The organism is Nocardia sp. CA-107356, from assembly GCF_050946365.1.
GTDB lineage: Bacteria > Actinomycetota > Actinomycetes > Mycobacteriales > Mycobacteriaceae > Nocardia.
Window position 1 is genome coordinate 4,793,984 of record NZ_CP191992.1, and the last position, 16,349, is coordinate 4,810,332.

General features: G+C 64.5%; 13 protein-coding genes. 9 read left to right on the forward strand and 4 right to left on the reverse strand.

Going from position 1 to position 16,349, the window contains the following annotated elements:
* Nucleotides 1-230: 230 nt before the first annotated feature.
* The 4 genes from ACQP1G_RS21630 to ACQP1G_RS21645 all read right to left on the reverse strand — a co-directional run bounded on the left by ACQP1G_RS21630 (nucleotide 231) and on the right by ACQP1G_RS21645 (nucleotide 5,761).
* A complete protein-coding gene (locus tag ACQP1G_RS21630; RefSeq protein WP_433207248.1) occupies nucleotides 231-1,571 on the reverse strand; it encodes a flavin monoamine oxidase family protein in 1,341 nt (446 codons plus the stop codon).
* Complete coding sequence (locus ACQP1G_RS21635; protein WP_433207251.1) at nucleotides 1,568-2,911, reverse strand: flavin monoamine oxidase family protein; 1,344 nt, start codon at nucleotides 2,909-2,911, stop codon at nucleotides 1,568-1,570. Before ACQP1G_RS21635 ends, ACQP1G_RS21630 begins: the two co-directional genes overlap by 4 nt.
* 376 nt (nucleotides 2,912-3,287) lie before the next feature.
* Nucleotides 3,288-4,049: a 3-hydroxyacyl-CoA dehydrogenase gene (locus tag ACQP1G_RS21640; RefSeq protein WP_433207254.1), complete on the reverse strand. Its 762-nt coding sequence runs from the start codon at nucleotides 4,047-4,049 to the stop codon at nucleotides 3,288-3,290.
* Nucleotides 4,046-5,761 carry a 4Fe-4S binding protein gene (locus tag ACQP1G_RS21645; protein ID WP_433207257.1) on the reverse strand — a complete coding sequence of 572 codons (1,716 nt, stop codon included), beginning with the start codon at nucleotides 5,759-5,761 and terminating at the stop codon, nucleotides 4,046-4,048. Before ACQP1G_RS21645 ends, ACQP1G_RS21640 begins: the two co-directional genes overlap by 4 nt.
* Nucleotides 5,762-6,119: 358 nt before the next feature.
* On the opposite strand from ACQP1G_RS21645, the gene ACQP1G_RS21650 reads away from it, so the two are divergent.
* The 9 genes from ACQP1G_RS21650 to ACQP1G_RS21690 all read left to right on the forward strand — a co-directional run bounded on the left by ACQP1G_RS21650 (nucleotide 6,120) and on the right by ACQP1G_RS21690 (nucleotide 16,319).
* Complete coding sequence (locus ACQP1G_RS21650) at nucleotides 6,120-7,217, forward strand: LLM class flavin-dependent oxidoreductase (RefSeq protein WP_433207260.1); 1,098 nt, start codon at nucleotides 6,120-6,122, stop codon at nucleotides 7,215-7,217.
* An 18-nt stretch (nucleotides 7,218-7,235) separates the two neighbouring features.
* Complete coding sequence (locus ACQP1G_RS21655; protein WP_433207263.1) at nucleotides 7,236-8,264, forward strand: Rieske 2Fe-2S domain-containing protein; 1,029 nt, start codon at nucleotides 7,236-7,238, stop codon at nucleotides 8,262-8,264.
* 48 nt (nucleotides 8,265-8,312) lie between these two features.
* Nucleotides 8,313-8,717 carry a RidA family protein gene (locus tag ACQP1G_RS21660; protein ID WP_433207266.1) on the forward strand — a complete coding sequence of 135 codons (405 nt, stop codon included), beginning with the start codon at nucleotides 8,313-8,315 and terminating at the stop codon, nucleotides 8,715-8,717.
* Nucleotides 8,714-9,589 carry an alpha/beta fold hydrolase gene (locus tag ACQP1G_RS21665; protein WP_433207269.1) on the forward strand — a complete coding sequence of 292 codons (876 nt, stop codon included), beginning with the start codon at nucleotides 8,714-8,716 and terminating at the stop codon, nucleotides 9,587-9,589. Before ACQP1G_RS21660 ends, ACQP1G_RS21665 begins: the two co-directional genes overlap by 4 nt.
* Complete coding sequence (locus ACQP1G_RS21670; RefSeq protein ID WP_433207272.1) at nucleotides 9,582-10,022, forward strand: Zn-ribbon domain-containing OB-fold protein; 441 nt, start codon at nucleotides 9,582-9,584, stop codon at nucleotides 10,020-10,022. The genes ACQP1G_RS21665 and ACQP1G_RS21670 overlap by 8 nt, the downstream gene beginning before the upstream one ends.
* Nucleotides 10,019-11,152, forward strand: a complete 1,134-nt coding sequence (locus tag ACQP1G_RS21675) for a thiolase family protein (protein WP_433207275.1) — start codon at nucleotides 10,019-10,021, stop codon at nucleotides 11,150-11,152. The genes ACQP1G_RS21670 and ACQP1G_RS21675 overlap by 4 nt, the downstream gene beginning before the upstream one ends.
* A gap of 10 nt (nucleotides 11,153-11,162) precedes the next feature.
* Complete coding sequence (locus tag ACQP1G_RS21680; RefSeq protein ID WP_433207278.1) at nucleotides 11,163-12,899, forward strand: class I adenylate-forming enzyme family protein; 1,737 nt, start codon at nucleotides 11,163-11,165, stop codon at nucleotides 12,897-12,899.
* Nucleotides 12,900-12,977: 78 nt separating this feature from the next.
* Complete coding sequence (locus tag ACQP1G_RS21685) at nucleotides 12,978-14,477, forward strand: aldehyde dehydrogenase family protein (protein WP_433207281.1); 1,500 nt, start codon at nucleotides 12,978-12,980, stop codon at nucleotides 14,475-14,477.
* Nucleotides 14,478-14,840: 363 nt separating this feature from the next.
* Nucleotides 14,841-16,319 carry an APC family permease gene (locus ACQP1G_RS21690; protein WP_433207284.1) on the forward strand — a complete coding sequence of 493 codons (1,479 nt, stop codon included), beginning with the start codon at nucleotides 14,841-14,843 and terminating at the stop codon, nucleotides 16,317-16,319.
* The last annotated feature ends 30 nt before the right edge of the window (nucleotides 16,320-16,349 follow it).

Sequence of the window (16,349 nt, forward strand, 5' to 3'; positions counted from 1 at the left end):
ATAGCGGATACGTTCCTAACGTATGACTCATTCAAGTCCTCATGGGTAGTGTCCGGGAAGTATTGATCGGAGTTGGTGTGGGGGAGAGGTGTGGATCCGCGAAGAAGATCTGCAGGAGCGCTGCACGAGGCTGCACGCAGACTCCCAGAGCCCGATCAGTCCCCACCAGGCGCAAATTCCGGATGCCTCCGCGAGAACACGAGGACATCCGGAATGTTGCGCACTACCGGTTACCGCTGAAGGATTTCTCTTACGTCGCGGCCGGCGCGCAGGCCGGATTCGATCGCACCATCGATGAATGAGCTCCACAATGCGGCAATTTCACCGCTCGCGAAGACAATTCGTCCTTCCGGCTTGGTCAGTGTCTGGTGGGGCGCCAGACGTGAGAGCTGCCCGGGCCACAGAATCGGCCAACCGCCCCGCGTGAACTCGTCATCGGGGCCCCAGCTACCGCTGTGAACCTCGACGACCTCGACGTCCGGCAGCAGCTTGCGGATGGCCGCACCGACTTCCTCTGGATCGTCGGGATCGCCCATCGCCGGGCTGCAGTAGAACAGGGCGACCTGCTCGTCCGGTGACCGATGGTGGCTGGTCCAGAGCAGGGCGAGCGGGTCGCCGGGGCGGGAGGTGATGGAGATACGCCGGGCCTCGCCCTTGATTACGACGACGCCCTTCGATCCTCGCGGCGATTGCAAGCCTTCGCGTGCAGCATCGAGCCGCTCTTGCGAGAGCGGCGGCGTGAATTCCAGGTAGGGCCAGACACCGCTCGGCGTGGCGACCACAACAGCCGCCGCAGCGATTACCTCACCGGTGCCCAGGGTCACCTCGACGCCGGTGTCACTCGACGTGATTGCCTCGACCGGTGAGGCCAGGCGGACCTCCGCCCCGCCATCACCGAGAATCTCGTCGAGCAAACTTGTCATGCCTCGTTTGAGCTTGTAGCTCGCCAAAGCGAGCCACAGAGCGTCATATCCGCGCCCGACCAGTGCCCACCACCGCAGCAAAGCGGAGAAGCTGCCCCGTTCCGCGACTTCGCCGGACAGGGTCGACAGCAGTGCGCTCAGGTGCGCGTCGTCGTCGGGAGCCAAATCGAGCTGGTCGAGCCGATCCCGCACCGTCATCTGATCAACCTCGGCCACCGCGTCGGCGGCAAACAGCGGGTCGTCGGGGCGCGGAAAGACTCGCCAGGAGTCCTCGAAGAATCGCTCGAGGAGCGCCCTCTCACGCTCGACGTGCTGCTCCGCGGTACCCCACTCGAGCCCATCACCGTGTGCTGACAGCACCCAGTCGGCCGGTGCGGCATTGGCGTCGACGACTTCGCCGCTCAGCCCGTAGCGCATGATCTCAGCCCAGATGTGCGGTTGAGACCAGTGGACGAACGTCCCCCCGAGGTCGATCGTCTCTCCGTCGGACAGCTGCGATTTCCATGTCCGGCCACCGATACGATCCCGGCCCTCGAGCACCAGGGTGCGCAAACCGCGGGTCGCGCACTCTCGTGCTGCCGTGGCGCCGGCGAAGCCGGCACCGATCACCACGACGTCGTAGGCCGGAGAAGGCGTCTGCCCGGTCAACGCAGAATCTCGCGAACGTCGCGAGCGGCGCGCACGCCGGACTCGATTGCGCCGTCGATGAACGAGGTCCACTGCGAGGCGATGTCACCGGTCGCGAAGACGACCCGGCCCTCCGGCTTGGAAAAGGTCTCGTACGGCGCCCACTTGGTCAGCTGTCCCGGCTTGAGCATCGGCCAGCCGCCGAGCGCGTACTCATCGGCCGAATCGTAGAGGCTGGCGTGCAGCTCTCCGATTTCGACGTCCGGCAGCAGCGAATGGATAGCCACTTCGACCTCCTTGGGGTCCTCAGGATCCTGCATCGACGGACCGCAGTAGAACACCGCCACCTGCTCGTCATCAGAGATCCGATTCACGGTCCACATGAGGTTGATCGGATCGCCGGGACGGCCGTTGATCAGGAAGTTTCGCGGCTCGCCCTTCAGCGTGACGACGGCCTTCGACCCGCGCGGCGTCTGCATTCCGGCACGCCCGGCGGCGAGCCGGTCTGCGGAGAGCTCGGGGGAGAATTCCAGCTGCGGCCAGAGCGAACTCGGCGTGGCCACCACCGCGACGCGACCGGTGACGACATCGCCGCTGGCCAGCGTCACCTCGACGCCAGTGCTTCCGGAAACAACACGCTTGACCGGTGCGGACAACCGCACCTCGGCTCCGGCGTCGGCGAGGATCGCATCGAGGAGCGTGATCGTGCCGTGCTTCATTTTGTAGCTGGACAGCGACGACCACAATCCCTCGTAGGTGTGCCCGCACAAGGCCCACCACCGCAGCAGGGACAGGTAGCTGGTCTCCTCGGCAGTGTTCATCGACATCGCGGACAGGACGGCGCTCAGGTGCGCGTCGTCATCCGGCGCCAAGCCGAGCTGATCGAGGCGGTCGCGCATCGTCATGTGGTCGAGGGCGGCTACTTCGTCACGAGCGTAGAGCGCGTCGTACGGCCGGGGAAAGACCGTCCACGACTGCTCGAAGAAGCGCTCCATCAGCTGCTTCTCGATCTCGGCATGGCGCTCGGCGGAGCGCCAATCGAGGCCGCCACCCGAGGGCGAGAGGACCCAGTCGGGCACGACGTCGACCGAGTCGACAAGCTCGCCGGTGAGCCCGTAACGGGTCATCTCGGACCAGAAGTTGGGCTGGGACCAGTGCACGAACGTTCCACCGATGTCGAGGGGCTCGCCGTCATTGGTCCGAATCGTCCAGGTCCGCCCGCCGACGCGATCGCGCGCTTCGAGAATCATTGTGCGCAGGCCGCGGTTTGCCAGCTCGCGCGCGACGACCGCACCGGCGAATCCGGCGCCGATGATCACCGCGTCGTAGGTGTCCTCGTACAGCTCGTCATTGGATGGCATCAGTTGTCACTCTCACTTTTGTCGTACGGCAATCGAACGGTTGCCGGTTCGGTGGGTGCTCCGTGGAATCGGGTGAGATCAGGAGGACCCGATCAATCGCGACGAACGCCTGTCCGGAATCGTCGAGTGGACAGATGCCGGCTGGTCGGCCGAACGAATATGTCCATAGTGAGAGTTGTCTCTCTTGGCCTGAACGTCGTCGAGATAATGCTTCTCTGGGCCTCGGGTTGCGTCAAGAGAACTGACGGGCTTACTACCCATAGGGCTAATCAAGAAATGGATTCGCGATGTCGTTACACCGCGAGGCCCGGCGACGCGGAATTGGGCGCATCGCCGGGCCGGCGGCTGATTCTTTATATATCGATACTGCGGAGTGCTATTTCGGGCCCATTCGGATCGCACCGTCGAGGCGAATGGTCTCGCCGTTCAGCATGGGGTTCTCGACGATGTGCGTTGCGAGGGCGGCGTATTCGGTGGCCTTGCCGAGCCTCGACGGGTGTGGCACCTGCTGTCCGAGCGACTTCTGTGCGTCCTCGGGAAGGCTTGCCATCATGGGGGTTTCGAAGATTCCGGGTGCGATGGTGACGACGCGGATGAGGTGGCGGGCAAGTTCACGGGCAATGGGGAGCGTCATTGCCGCGACGCCGCCTTTGGACGCCGCGTAGGCCGGTTGGCCGATCTGGCCGTCAAATGCGGCGACCGATGCGGTGTTGATGACGACGCCGCGTTCTTCGCCTCGGGGTTCGGTCGCGGCGATCTTGTCGGCTGCCAGGCGGAGCACGTTGAATGTGCCGATCAGGTTGACACGGATGACCCGGTCGAATTCGTCCAGTGGCAGGATTCCGTTGCGTCCCAGCACCTTTCCCGGGGTTGCGATACCGGCGCAATTGACGACGATGCGGAGCGGGCCGAGCGAGGAAGCGAAATCGACTGCGGCCGAGGCCTGATCGGGACGGGTGACGTCGGCGGCCACGAAGAATGCGCGGTCTCCGATGCCCTCGGCCGCCGCGTCGCCCGGGGACGAGGGGAGGTCAACCAGTACGACCCGCGCCCCGCGGGCGTGTAGCGCGCGTGCTGTGGCATTGCCCAGGCCGGATGCCCCGCCGGTGATGATGGCAATTGCTCCGTCGATGTTCACTTACTCTCTCCGAGGGGGGATGACTGATTCTTGGCGACGGCAACTGCCGCCGCGGGCGAGGTGATCTTCAGGCGGGGTCGGCCTACTGCCAGCCCGTCTTCGCGTTCGGCCGCATCGATTGCTTGCCATCCGGCCCAGTCGATGGCGTCGGGTTGACGCTCGATGATCAGAGCTGCGAGGGCCTGGCGGTCGCGGACGGGCGCGGGCAGATCGCCAGCGACCAGATCGTCGAGGACCATGGCGACCGTTTCATGCGCACAATGCCGGTTCGTGCCGATACCGCCCGAAGGTCCGCGCTTGAGCCAGCCGGTGGTGTAGACCCCACGCAGCGGATGCCCCTGTTCATCGAGCACCCGGCCCTGGGTATTCGGAAGAGCACCGGCCTGGTTGACGGGCGGGAGGCCCGGTATCGCGATTCCGCGGAATCCGATCGAGCGCAGAACGAGCCCAGTGTCGATGGTTTCGGTGCGGTTCGTAGCGACAGCGGCGAGTCGGCCGTTCTCGTCCTGGGCGAGTTCGTTGTGCACGATCCGCAGCCCTTCGACGTAGTCACGACCCAGCACCTCGGCGGGAGAGGTGAGATAGCGCAGCACGATTCGCTTGTTGCCGGTGTGCGGAGTGAGCGCAGCGAAATCCTCCGCGATCTGGACCTTGAGCACGGTCGCGGGGTCTGCTTCGTCGTCGAGCAGAGCGCGACTGCGGTCGTCGAGCACCAGGTCGGCGGGATCGATCACGATGTCTACGCCCGGGATATGGCCGAGCCCCAGCAGTTCCGGACTGGTGTATGCAGCCTGGGCCGGGCCGCGTCGGCCGAGCACCAGGACTTCTCGAATGGTGCTGCGGCGCAAGGCTTCCAGTGCGTGGTCTGCGATGTCGGTGCGCGCGAGCTCATCCGGGTCGGTCACCAGAATTCGAGCGATGTCGAGCGCGACATTGCCGTTGCCGATGATGACGGCCCGTTCGCCCGACAGGTCGACCTCGAGGTCCGCATAGTCGGGGTGGCCGTTGTACCAGGCGACGAACGCGGTGGCCCCATGACAACCTGACAGATCTTCGCCGGGTACGCCGAGGCTGCGATCTCCGGCTGCTCCGTTCGCATAGATCACCGCGTGGTGATGCGCCATTAATTCTTCGTGCGTCAGGTGTGTTCCGACGTCGACATTGAGATGCAGGTGTACAGGTGGCTCGGCCACCGACCGAAAGGAATTCGTCACTTTCTTGGTGCCCTGGTGATCGGGAGCGACGCCAGCCCGGATGAGACCCCACGGCGTCGGCAGGCGATCGAACATCTCCACTTCGACCGACTCGCCGAGTCGTGTGGTCAGCGCGCCGGCGGCATAGCAGGCCGAGGCGCCGGCGCCGACGATCGCGATCCGGGCCGGTGCCTGGGGAGTGATGCCCTGCGGACTGTTGTCCTGTGCCGGTACACCGAACACATCCCAACCGGACTCCAACGGAAATCGCTGGAAGTAGTCCGCATTGATCTGCTCGTACCGAGCGTCCCGCGCCGTCAACTCGTCGGCCGGAACGATTGCCTCGACGGGGCACGCATCGGCGCAGGCCCCGCAGTCGATGCAGGTGTCCGGGTCGATATAGAGCATTTCCGTGGTCGCGAAGGTCGGATCATCCGGCTTCGGACGGATGCAATCCACCGGGCACACCTCCACACAGGTGGCGTCGTTGCAGCACGGTTGCGTGATGACGTAGGGCAATTTCAGTCCTCGGGTTGACCGACCTGGACCGCGGCCGTGTCCGGCCGCCGGGTCCCGGCTCGAGTGGGGCCGATGTATGGGTTCCTCACCTGGGGCGCGGCTTCCCCAGGTGAGGAATACCTGCACGCCGAGGTTTACAAGGGGCACAGCGGACAGGTTCCGGCGATGCTGCCACGCTGCCGTAGGGCCGGCAATGCCCACTGATACCGATGGGCTAGCCGCACCTGCCCTCGCGCATCGCGCATAACCCGATCGGCTAATCGATGGGGGCGATTCTTGACCACTTCGAGTTCCGCGCCGGAGCATCGTGGCGAAACTACTAGCAGACGTCAGAGGAGCAGCATTGCGATTCGGATATGTGACTGAGGCAACCATGTTCGGCGAGACCGACACTGCCCGCCGGTACCATGAGACAGTCGAGCAGATGCTGCTTGCCGAAGAGTTGGGCTTCGACTCGGTCGGAGCCTCCGATCAGCATTTCTTTTCACCCTCCGCGCTGATTTCCGCGCCGGATCTTCTTCATGCCGTGGTCGCCAAGAACACCCGCCACATCACAATTCGCACGACGACTGCGACATTGCCGCTCTATCATCCGCTGCAGGTGGCCGAGCGGGTCGCCACGCTGGATATTCTTTCCAACGGGCGAGTGGAGTTCGGTACCGGCCGCGGCAATTCCATGCTCGCATTCGAAGCGTTCGAAGTGCCGCTCGCGGAAGCCTATGAGCGCTATGCGGAATCGCTGGCCATCATCACCGGTGCCTGGTGTGCCGAGGGTGAATTCTCGTATGAGGGCAAGTTCTACAAGATTCCGCCGCGGAAACTGTGCCCCAAGCCGGTCCAGCAGCCGCACCCGGCGATCTTCTACGCCGCCATCAGCCCGGAGTCGCATGTGAACGCCGGACGGCTGGGCCTGGGACTCATGACCGGTCCGACTGGCGTCTCGTTCGACAAGTTCGCCGAGCGGATCGCGATGTATCACGACGCGGCCAAAAATCCGGAGCCAGTGGGCCCGTACCAGAGCAATAGCCGGGTCGTGCTCGGGCTGCGCGGATATTGCGGGACCACCAATGAGCAGGCTCGAGAGATCGCCGGGCCGCCGTTCATCGACTGGATTCGTGACGCGGACACGATGTATCAGGCCAAGCTCAGCAGGGAGAAGCCCGACCTCCAAGAGGTCAGCGCGCGCGCCGGGCGGTACGAGTACGACAAGCTCCGCGGCAACGGCGTGATCATTTCCGGCGATCCGGACCACTGGATCGAGATGGTGCGGCTCTACGAGTCGCTCGGAGTCGACGAGATCAACATCAACCATGCCGGCATTTCGCACCATGAAATTGTGCGGTCGATGAAGATGCTCGGTAACTACGTCTTCCCGGAATTCCGCCGGCCGAAAACGAGTCCATCTCCGGTCGATTTCCGAGAGCCGCGGGCGGACTATTCCGTCAGCGATGTGTGAGAAGCAGCGAGGAACAACGTGTCAGTCCAGCCTATTACCAGTCGATCGTTCGGAGATCAGATAGCCGGCGCATCGCTCGCGGAATTCTGGCATCCGGTCGCTCATGTCAGCGAAGTCGGTGACCAGCCCACGGCTTTCTCACTGCTCGGTGAGCGTATCGTACTGCTCCGTGATGCCGACGGCGTCGTGGCATTCCAGGATCTCTGCATTCACCGCGGCGTGGCGCTCTCGCTGGGCAGCGCTGAGGGTGGTGTTCTGACGTGCGCCTACCATGGCTGGAAATACGACCGCACCGGAGCATGTGTGCATATTCCCCAGCTCGGGGAGGGCGGCGCAATTCCCCGAAAGGCGAGGATCCGCAAATATCAGGCGGTCGAAAAGTACGGCCTGGTCTGGGTAGCGCTCGAAGAGCCGCGCTGCGACATCCCAAGCTGGCCGGAGGACATGTGGGAGGCCCCTGGCGTCCACGGGCATTCCATTCTGCCCAAGGAATGGCGCGCAAACGCCGGTCGGGCCACTGAGAATGCCGCTGATCTGTCGCATCTGAACTTTGTGCACCGGGATTTGATTCCGTTGCAGGACGGGCCGGTGATCCATGAGCACGTGGTGGAACCGACCGAGTATGGACTGCGGTCGATGTATAGGGACGGCCCGGTGTCCTGGGAGTGGCAGATCCATGCACCGTTCACAGTTTTCGCCAAGAAGTCTGGTCTGGCACCTGCGGGCGAGGCCGGGGGCTCGACTGGTGGATTCGAACAGAATGTCATGTGCTGGGCGGCATTTCATTCACCGGTCGACGAGCATCTGACGCGCATCTTCTACGCGTCGTGCCGCAACTACTCGCTCGACGTTCCCGACGCCGAATACGACGGGAAGCTCGTCGGGCTGGTGTTCGATCAGGACCAGGTCATCGTGGAGAGTCAGCGGCCGGAGCATATTCCGGTCGAGCTTCGCGAGGAGCTTCACCTGAAGGTGCCGGACGCGATCGCGCTCGGGTACCGCCAGCTGCTGAGCCGGCTCAGCCGGGTCGGCCCGTATCTGCCGTAGTCCCATCGCAGGGACCAGCCCCTCTCGCAGGAACCAGTTAGGAAAACAGTGAGCCAATTGACCACCGTCCGGCCGGAGGGCTGGGCGCGCGCCAGCGGGTACTCGTATGCGATCGTCGACCCGGCCCATCGGCAGATCCACATCGCGGGCCAGCTGCCCTGGGATCCCGAAACCCAGAAATGTGTGGCCGGCGATTTCGCCGCTCAATGGGATCAGGCGCTCGCCAATGTGGCCGCAGTGGTGAACGCAGCCGGTGCGGCCGGGACCGACATCTGCGAGCTGGTGATCTACATCACCAGCATGCAGGAGTACTTGGACTGCCGCGACAGCCTGGGCGCTGCCTGGCTCCGTCACATCGGCAAGCATTTCCCTGCCACGACGATCATCGAGATATCTCGGCTCATCGATCCGGAGGCGAAGCTCGAGGTCAGAGGTACGGCGGTGACGCAGTGACGGCGCCCGGGTATCCCGAGGTGTGTCGCGGCGAGGTCACGCTCGATACCGGAGTTCGGTTGAGCTACGGGCGATGCGGTGCAGGTGAGCCGTTGATCCTGCTGCCGGGTACCGGGACCGATGGTCGGTTCTGGGACCTGCAGCTGCCTGTGTACGCCAGCCGGTATGACGTGATCGTTGTGGACAACCGGGGATCCGGCGACTCGGATATCCCGGGTGTCGAGGGCTACAGCGCCGAGATCATGGCCGACGATATCGCGGCATTGATCCGCGCGCTCGACCTCGGTCCCAGCCACGTCAGCGGGCACTCGCTCGGCGCCAGTATCGGCCAGCAGCTGGCGATTCGGCATCCCGAGGTGGTGCACAGCCTGCAACTGCACGCGACCAAGGCGCGCAACGACGAATGGCTGCGCCGGGCATTCGGTTACACGAGCGGATTCGCCCTCGCGCACGGCGACCAGCGGGCGGCATTCCGCATCACCATGATGTGGATGCTGAGCGCGGACTACCTCGAGACGCGCGCACCGGCGACGGTCGCCGAGATGGTCACCATGTGCTACGTCGAGAATCCGAATGCCGAGCGCAACGCCGCCGGGATGCGCGGGCACATGGTCGCCAACGCGAACCACGACTCCCTTGCGAAGCTGCCGCTGATCCAGGCGCCGACGCTGGTCACTGCGGGAGCCAATGATGTGATGATCCCGCCGCGGTATTCCGAGCAGGTGGCTCGCAGCATCTACAACGCCGAATTCAAGGTGTTCACCGGCCCGAGGGCCAGCCATGCGTTCCCGTGGGAGATGGCAACGGAGTTCACCGCGACCACCCTGGGCTTTCTCCGGGAGCACCCGATCGCCGGAGGCTGCCATGACTGACGTCCTCGAAGTACCCACTGTCGAGGTCCTGCGCGACCGAGCTCGCCTGTGGTTCCTCGATACGAACGGCCGAGCGAGACCTCTTGGTTGGCAATGCAATTCGTGCAGCGTTGTGCGCCTGCCCAGCCGCCACCTGATCTGCCGCCGGTGTGCGAGCGAATCGGCGACCGCAATCGAACTCTCGGGAAAAGCGACGATCTACAGCAAGACCGTGGTGCATCGCGGATTTCCCGGAACTCCGGTGCCCTATACGGTCGCGTTGGTCGACTTCGCCGAAGGTATTCGGCTCCGCACCGTGGTCGTCGGCGACGGTGCGGACCGAGTGGTAATCGGCGATGTCGTCGAATTGGTGCCGATGCCGGGGGCGGCGGGGCTCGACCAGGCAGGACTGGCCGTCGCTGCCTGCCCAACCGGCGTTGAGGTGACGCAATGACCGCCTTTGTTCTCGGCGTCGGAATGACCCGATTCACGAAATGGAATGGCATTGCGGCCGAGACCCTCGGTGGACGGGCCATCTTGGCCGCCCTTCGCGATGCGGATATCGAGCGGACGGCGATCGACGCCGCGTTCTTCGGCTCGGTGCAGGGCGGGGTGGGAATCGGGCAGCGCGTGCTCTCCGGCCTGGAGATGACCGGCATGCCGATTACGAATGTCGAGGCGGCCTGTGCCAGTGGGGGATCCGCGCTCCGCGAGGCGGTCATGTGGATCGAGGCCGGCGCCATCGATGTGGCTCTTGTTGTCGGTATAGATATCCTCACCGCGAAGAGTTCGGGCCCGATCGAGCCGGCGCAGCGCGACCCGCTGAAGGTGGCGGTGCCGATCCCGGGCATCTACGCCCTGACCGCGGCTCGATACATGCATGAATGCGATGTGAGCGCAGCCGATCTCGCCGCCGTAGCGGTCAAGAACCGTGCGAACGGAGCGATGAACCAATTCGCGCACTTCCGCTCTCCGGTGACCGTACACGAGGTTCTGGGCTCTCCGATGATCGCCGAGCCGTTGACTCGATTGCAGTGCTGTCCCAACGTCGACGGGGCCGCGGCGGCGATAGTCGTCAGTGAGTCGGCTGCCCGCCGGCTGGGTATACATCGGGCGATCCGGATCGCCGGCGGTGCGCTGGCCTCGGGTGGACCCGCGGATCGGACCGGAGTGCGTCGCGAGACGACGAGACGGACGGCGAACCTGGCTTACGCGCAGGCCGGCGTCGGCCCGGAGGATCTGGACCTGTGTGAGGTGCACGAGCCTTTCACGATCTCCGAACCGCTGCACGTCGAGAGCCTGGGGTTGTGCGCCCAGGGGTACGGCGCCCGCTACATCACCGACGGATACGCCGATATCGATGGCAAGGGCGTCGCGATCAACCCCAGCGGTGGCCTGATCGCCCGCGGTCATCCGCTCGGAGCGACGGGACTGGCGCAGGTCCACGAAATCGTCACCCAGCTTCGAGGCGAGGCGAAAGACCGCCAAGTCGTGGGTGCACGTGTCGGTCTCACCCACATCTTCGGCGGCTCGTTCCCGGAGATCGAGGGCGACGCATGCAGCGTCCATATTTTCACACGGTGAGGTGAGAGATTTGAAAGACCCGACCCATTCCCCCGTGCTGGGTGCTCCGGTCAGCGGCACGAGTATGTTTCGGAATGTACCCGAACGTTTCCTGCCGCCGGGCGACTGCGCGGCGACCTACTATTTCCCTATTCCGTGGATGCACACGGCGATTCACGCTCCGCAACTGAACGCGGGTTTCGAATTGCTGGGTCGCCAGCTCGCGAATACTCCGGAAGCGTCGAATCGAGTCGGGATCTACGACGAGACCCGCGGTATCGAACTGACCTTCGGGGCGATCTGGGACAGCGCCAACCGATTGGCCAACAGTCTGCGGGCATTGGGCCTGCAGCCCGGTGACCGTGTGCTCTACCGTTTCGGTGAAGTGGCCGACGCGGCAATCACCAAGCTGGCCATCCTGATCGCCGGAGGAATCGCGATCCCCTCGGGCCTGCAGGATGGTCCCGCCGAACTCGCGTACGTCGTGGCCGATGCCGAGGTGTCCTTCGTCGTCGCCCAGGATGCTCGTCTGGAGGTTGTCGATGAGGCTGTGGCGCAGCCGGGTTCGACCACCGTGCGGGGGGTGGTCGTGTCGCCGGCTGCCCCTGCGGGATCGCCACATCATTCGTTCGGTGAGCTGGTGCGGACCGGCAGTTCGGTGGTCGAGATCGCCGCGACCGCTCCGCTCGACGCGGCGAGCGTCTACTACACAGGCGGTACGACTGGGCGGCCGAAGGGTGTCATCTATACCCATTTCCACGAGACGCACCAGCCGACCGACATGGCGATCTGGTCGACCAGGCGGCCGCGCAGCGACGACGTCTGGATGACGCACGCACCCGTCGGGCACGCATTCGGCAACATGGAGAAGATCAACTACCCGCTGCGCGCGCTGATCCCCACGGTATACAAGGACCGGCCGACCGGCGCGGACTGCCTCGAACTGCTGATTCGTTACCGCGTCACCTATTTCGCGGGAATCTCGGCGATGTACGCCCGGATGCTCGACGCCATGGGCGATTCGACACCGCAGCTCAGCCTGCGGCTGGCCAAGGCCGGCGGCGAAGGCCTGACCCCCGAGCTGTGCGACCGTTGGCTGCAGGTGTGCCCGGCTGCACCGCTGGCGAATTCATACGGCTGCGTGACAACTCAGAGCACTCTCATCACATCGCTGATCGCGGGACGGAAGGTGGGGCCGGCGGCATCGATCGGTCTGCCGATCCCGGGCATCGAGGTCGCGATCGTGACCGCCGACGGTGAACTGGTGCCCGAAGCTCCGGGACTGGCCGGACGTTTCGCGTTCCGCGGACCGGTGGGGCCGACCTACTGGACCAACCTCAACCCGGACATTGCCGCGTTGATGAAAGCAGACCAGCGCGACGGCTGGAATCTCAGCGACGACGAGGTCGTCATCGACGAAGACGGCTGGTTCTACTTCCGTTCCCGAGTCCACGACATGATGCGGATCAGCGGCCGCAACGTGGCCGCGGTGGAAGTGGAGGAGGTGCTGAAATTGCATCCCGATATCCGGGACGTCGCCGTAACGGCCTTCGCCATGCCGGACAGCACAACGGTCGTCAAGGCGTTCGTCTGTGCGCGCGACGATGCCCAGACCGGCGACGAAATGCGTAGCAGTATCAGAGATTTCGCGAAATCGAAGATGTCGCTGTACAAGGCGCCGCGGATCATCGAATTCGTCGATGAATTGCCGCGCGACCATCTGGGCAAGCTGCGCCGCAAAGCGCTGAGCACCGCACCGACCACCTGATCGTCAACCAATTTCCCGGGGCCGATGGCATCGGCTGATCCGATTTCCGAGCAGCCCGCGTCGTCAAAGGAGAGCTTCATGAGTACGTCCGTCACCGTGCACGACAGTGTTACCGAGCAGGCCCGCGCTTTTCTCGCGGTAGAACAGCACCATCACATCATCGACGGCAAATCGACACCGTCCCAGGATGGTTCGACCTTCGACACCGTCGACCCGTCCACCGAGGCGGTGCTGGGTAAGGTCGCCTACGGTACCGCTGCCGATGTCGACCTGGCGGTCCAGGCTGCGCGGCATGCGTTCCAAACCGGCTCACCGTGGCGGCGGATGGCGGCCGCCGAGCGCAGCCTGCTGCTGGGACGGCTGGCCGACTTGGTGGAATCGCACGCCGACGAACTCGCCGACCTCGAATCGCTCGACAATGGCAAGCCGCGGCGGTTCGCCCGCCAGGTCGATGTTCCCGGTGCCATCGCCAACCTGCGCTACCACGTCGGTACCCCGGCCAGAATTCAAGGACGCACCCTCCCGGTGCGCGGGAAAGACGTTTTCTGCTACACCACCCGGGAGCCGGTCGGTGTCTGCGGCCAGATCGTGCCGTGGAACTTTCCGCTGGTCATGGCGGTCTGGAAGATCGCGCCCGCCCTGGCCGCCGGCTGCACCGTGGTGCTCAAGCCCGCCGAGCAGACGCCGCTGACCGCGATTCGGCTAGGACAGCTCGCGCTCGAGGCCGGTATCCCGCCCGGCGTGCTCAATGTCGTTGCCGGAGACGGGGAAACCGGCAAGGCGCTGGTCGCGCATCCGGGTGTGGACAAGATCGCCTTCACCGGGTCGACGGCGGTCGGGCGTGCCATCGCCGAGCGCGCGGGTCGTGACCTGAAGTCGGTGACCCTCGAACTCGGCGGCAAGTCACCGCTGGTCGTCATGCCGGATGCCGATCTCGACACGGTCGTCAAGCGCGCGTTCGCCGGAATCTACTTCAACTCGGGACAGGTGTGCTCGGCGTCGTCGCGACTGCTGGTGCACCGCAGCATCTTCGATCAGGTCGTCGAGGGGATTGCCGAGAAGGCGCGGACGAGCGTCGTCGGCGGCGCCTTCGACGACGACGCCTATCTGGGCCCGCTGGTCAGCCAGGACCAGCACGCTCGGGTGGCGGGCTACATCGAAAGCGGCCGGAAATCGGCCGAGTTGGTCGCCGGCGGGCGGACCGATTCGGGCCGGGCCGGCTACTTCGTCGATCCGACGCTGTTCACCACGACCGACGACAACGCCGAAATCGTCCGCGAGGAGATCTTCGGCCCGGTCCTCGTCGCCCAGCCGTACGAATCCGTCGAAGAGGTGGCCGAACGGGCGAACGACACCGAATATGGTTTGGCCGCAGGCGTTTTCACGCAGAGTCTCGCTTCGGCGCACAAGTTTGCCGCCCTGCTGCGCGCCGGATCGGTGTACGTGAACTGCTGGGGCCTGGGTGATCCGGCGGCGCCGTTCGGCGGATTCGGAGCCTCGGGCATCGGTCGGGAGCACGGCGAGGAAGGGCTTTCCGCCTACCTCGAGCCGAAATCGACTTTCATCCAATTCAGCTGAGAGGCCAAAGATTTGCCGGTGCGGAAGTCCCGGGATGCGGACCCGGGATTTTCGCTACCGCGCAGACCGGCATGTGCCGGGCGGCAGTGGAAGTCTTCGTCATCGTAGTAGGGGCCCCTGACGAGGTATCGATCATCCGGTCAGGTTGCTCATTCGAGCGCCGTCACCCCGAACCGAAAGTAATACCGTGAGCGCACCTCCCGTTTCCAGCAGTGTGAGCGACGTCCCCAGCGACTCGAATTCCGAATATTCGGCGCATCGTCCGGCCGAAGCGCCACCGGGGTTGCGCGGCCGGCTCGGTGTGCCGGGTCTGGTGGCAGCCGCAAGCCGGACGTGTACCGGCGCAGCGGAAGGCAGTAGACGATGACTTCCTCGATCGATGATGCGAATGAAGGCACGGTCGCGGCCGAGTACTCGAGTTCCGGTCCGGCGGTCGGGTTGGGCGGGCGGCTCGGTGTGCTCGGCGTGGTATCCGCAGTCCTGGCATTCACCGCGCCGCTGGGCGGTGTGGCCGGCTACGTCGCCCTGATCATTGCCAGTGGAAATGGTGTGGGCACACCTGTCACCTTCATTGGTGTCGGCATTCTGGTTCTCATTTTTTCGGCCGGCTACACCAGAATGACTCAGCTCGTGCCGAATGCCGGCGGGTTCTACGCCTATGTCTCCCTCGGCCTGGGCCGCGCGGTCGGCGTGGGTACCGGGCTGTTGACGACCCTCGGATATCTGGTCGGCGGATTCGGGTTCTGTGTCTTCGGTGGGAGTGTCGCCAGCACGACAATTCATGCTCAACTCGCGGGTGAGCCTGTGCCGTGGTGGATCTACACGCTCGGTTTCATCTGCGTTGTCACAGTGCTCGCCTACCGCAAGATCGATGCTTCCGTCCGGGTGATGACCGTGCTGATGGCGCTCGAAGTGGCCATCGTCCTGGTCTTCGATCTTGCTGTCGGCATTCGCGGCGGGCCGACCGGGCGCTCACTCGACTCGTTCACCTTGCATTCGGCCCTGTCGGGTGCGCTCCCGATCGCTGCGCTGTTCGCCTTTCTGCTGTTCGTGGGATTCGAGGTGACGACGCTGTTCCGCGAGGAAGTCGCAGATCCGGCGCGCACGATCCGGCGCAGCACGTATTTGTCCGTGTGCTTCATCGCGGTCTTCTATGCGCTGTCGGCCTGGTGCATGATCACGGCCTTCGGGGTCGACGAAGCGGTCGGCAAAGCGCAAGCGGACTCCGCCGGGATGTTCTTCGGTGGTGTCCAACTCTATCTGGGCTCCACCGTGATGACGATCACCAGTTATCTGCTGATCACCAGTGTGTTCGCGTGCCAGCTGTCCTACGCCAACACGGTATGCCGCTACCTGTACTCGATGGGCCGTGACGGTGTACTTCCGCAGATGCTGGGTGGTGCGCACCCACGGCATCGTTCGCCGTATCGGGCCGCGCTGGTGCTGGGCGGCGTGAGCGTCGCGTTGACGCTCGCGGTCGCCGGGTGCGGATTTTCAGCGACCGACATTTTCACGTGGGCGTTGTTCATCGCAGGCATCCCGCTGCTGGCCAGCTATGTACTGGTCAGCGCGAGCATCTTCGTCTACTTCGTGCAGAACAGGAATCTGCCGACTGTGACCGTTTCCATGCTGGTCTCCTCGGCCATGGCATTGCTCGGCTTGGCGACGATTCTAGGCCTGGCGCTGGCGAACCCGTCGGCCTTGGCGGGCCGCGACTCGGTCTTCAACTATCTCGTACCCGCGGCGCTGCTGGTCGTTCTGGTGGCAGGTATCGCCTACGGGTTCGTTCTTCGTATATGGCGACCGGAGGTCTATCGCAGAATCGGTCGGCGGCTCGACTAGCGGTGCGGCCCACCACATTCCGTCAACGAT

Excerpts from the sequence above, each read along its gene's own strand:
- ACQP1G_RS21635 (WP_433207251.1), bottom strand. The coding sequence starts at position 2,911 with ATGCCATCCAATGACGAGCTGTACGAGGACACCTACGACGCGGTGATC.
- ACQP1G_RS21670 (WP_433207272.1), top strand. The coding sequence starts at position 9,582 with ATGACTGACGTCCTCGAAGTACCCACTGTCGAGGTCCTGCGCGACCGA.
- ACQP1G_RS21675 (WP_433207275.1), top strand. The coding sequence starts at position 10,019 with ATGACCGCCTTTGTTCTCGGCGTCGGAATGACCCGATTCACGAAATGG.
- ACQP1G_RS21685 (WP_433207281.1), top strand. The coding sequence starts at position 12,978 with ATGAGTACGTCCGTCACCGTGCACGACAGTGTTACCGAGCAGGCCCGC.
- ACQP1G_RS21690 (WP_433207284.1), top strand. The coding sequence starts at position 14,841 with ATGACTTCCTCGATCGATGATGCGAATGAAGGCACGGTCGCGGCCGAG.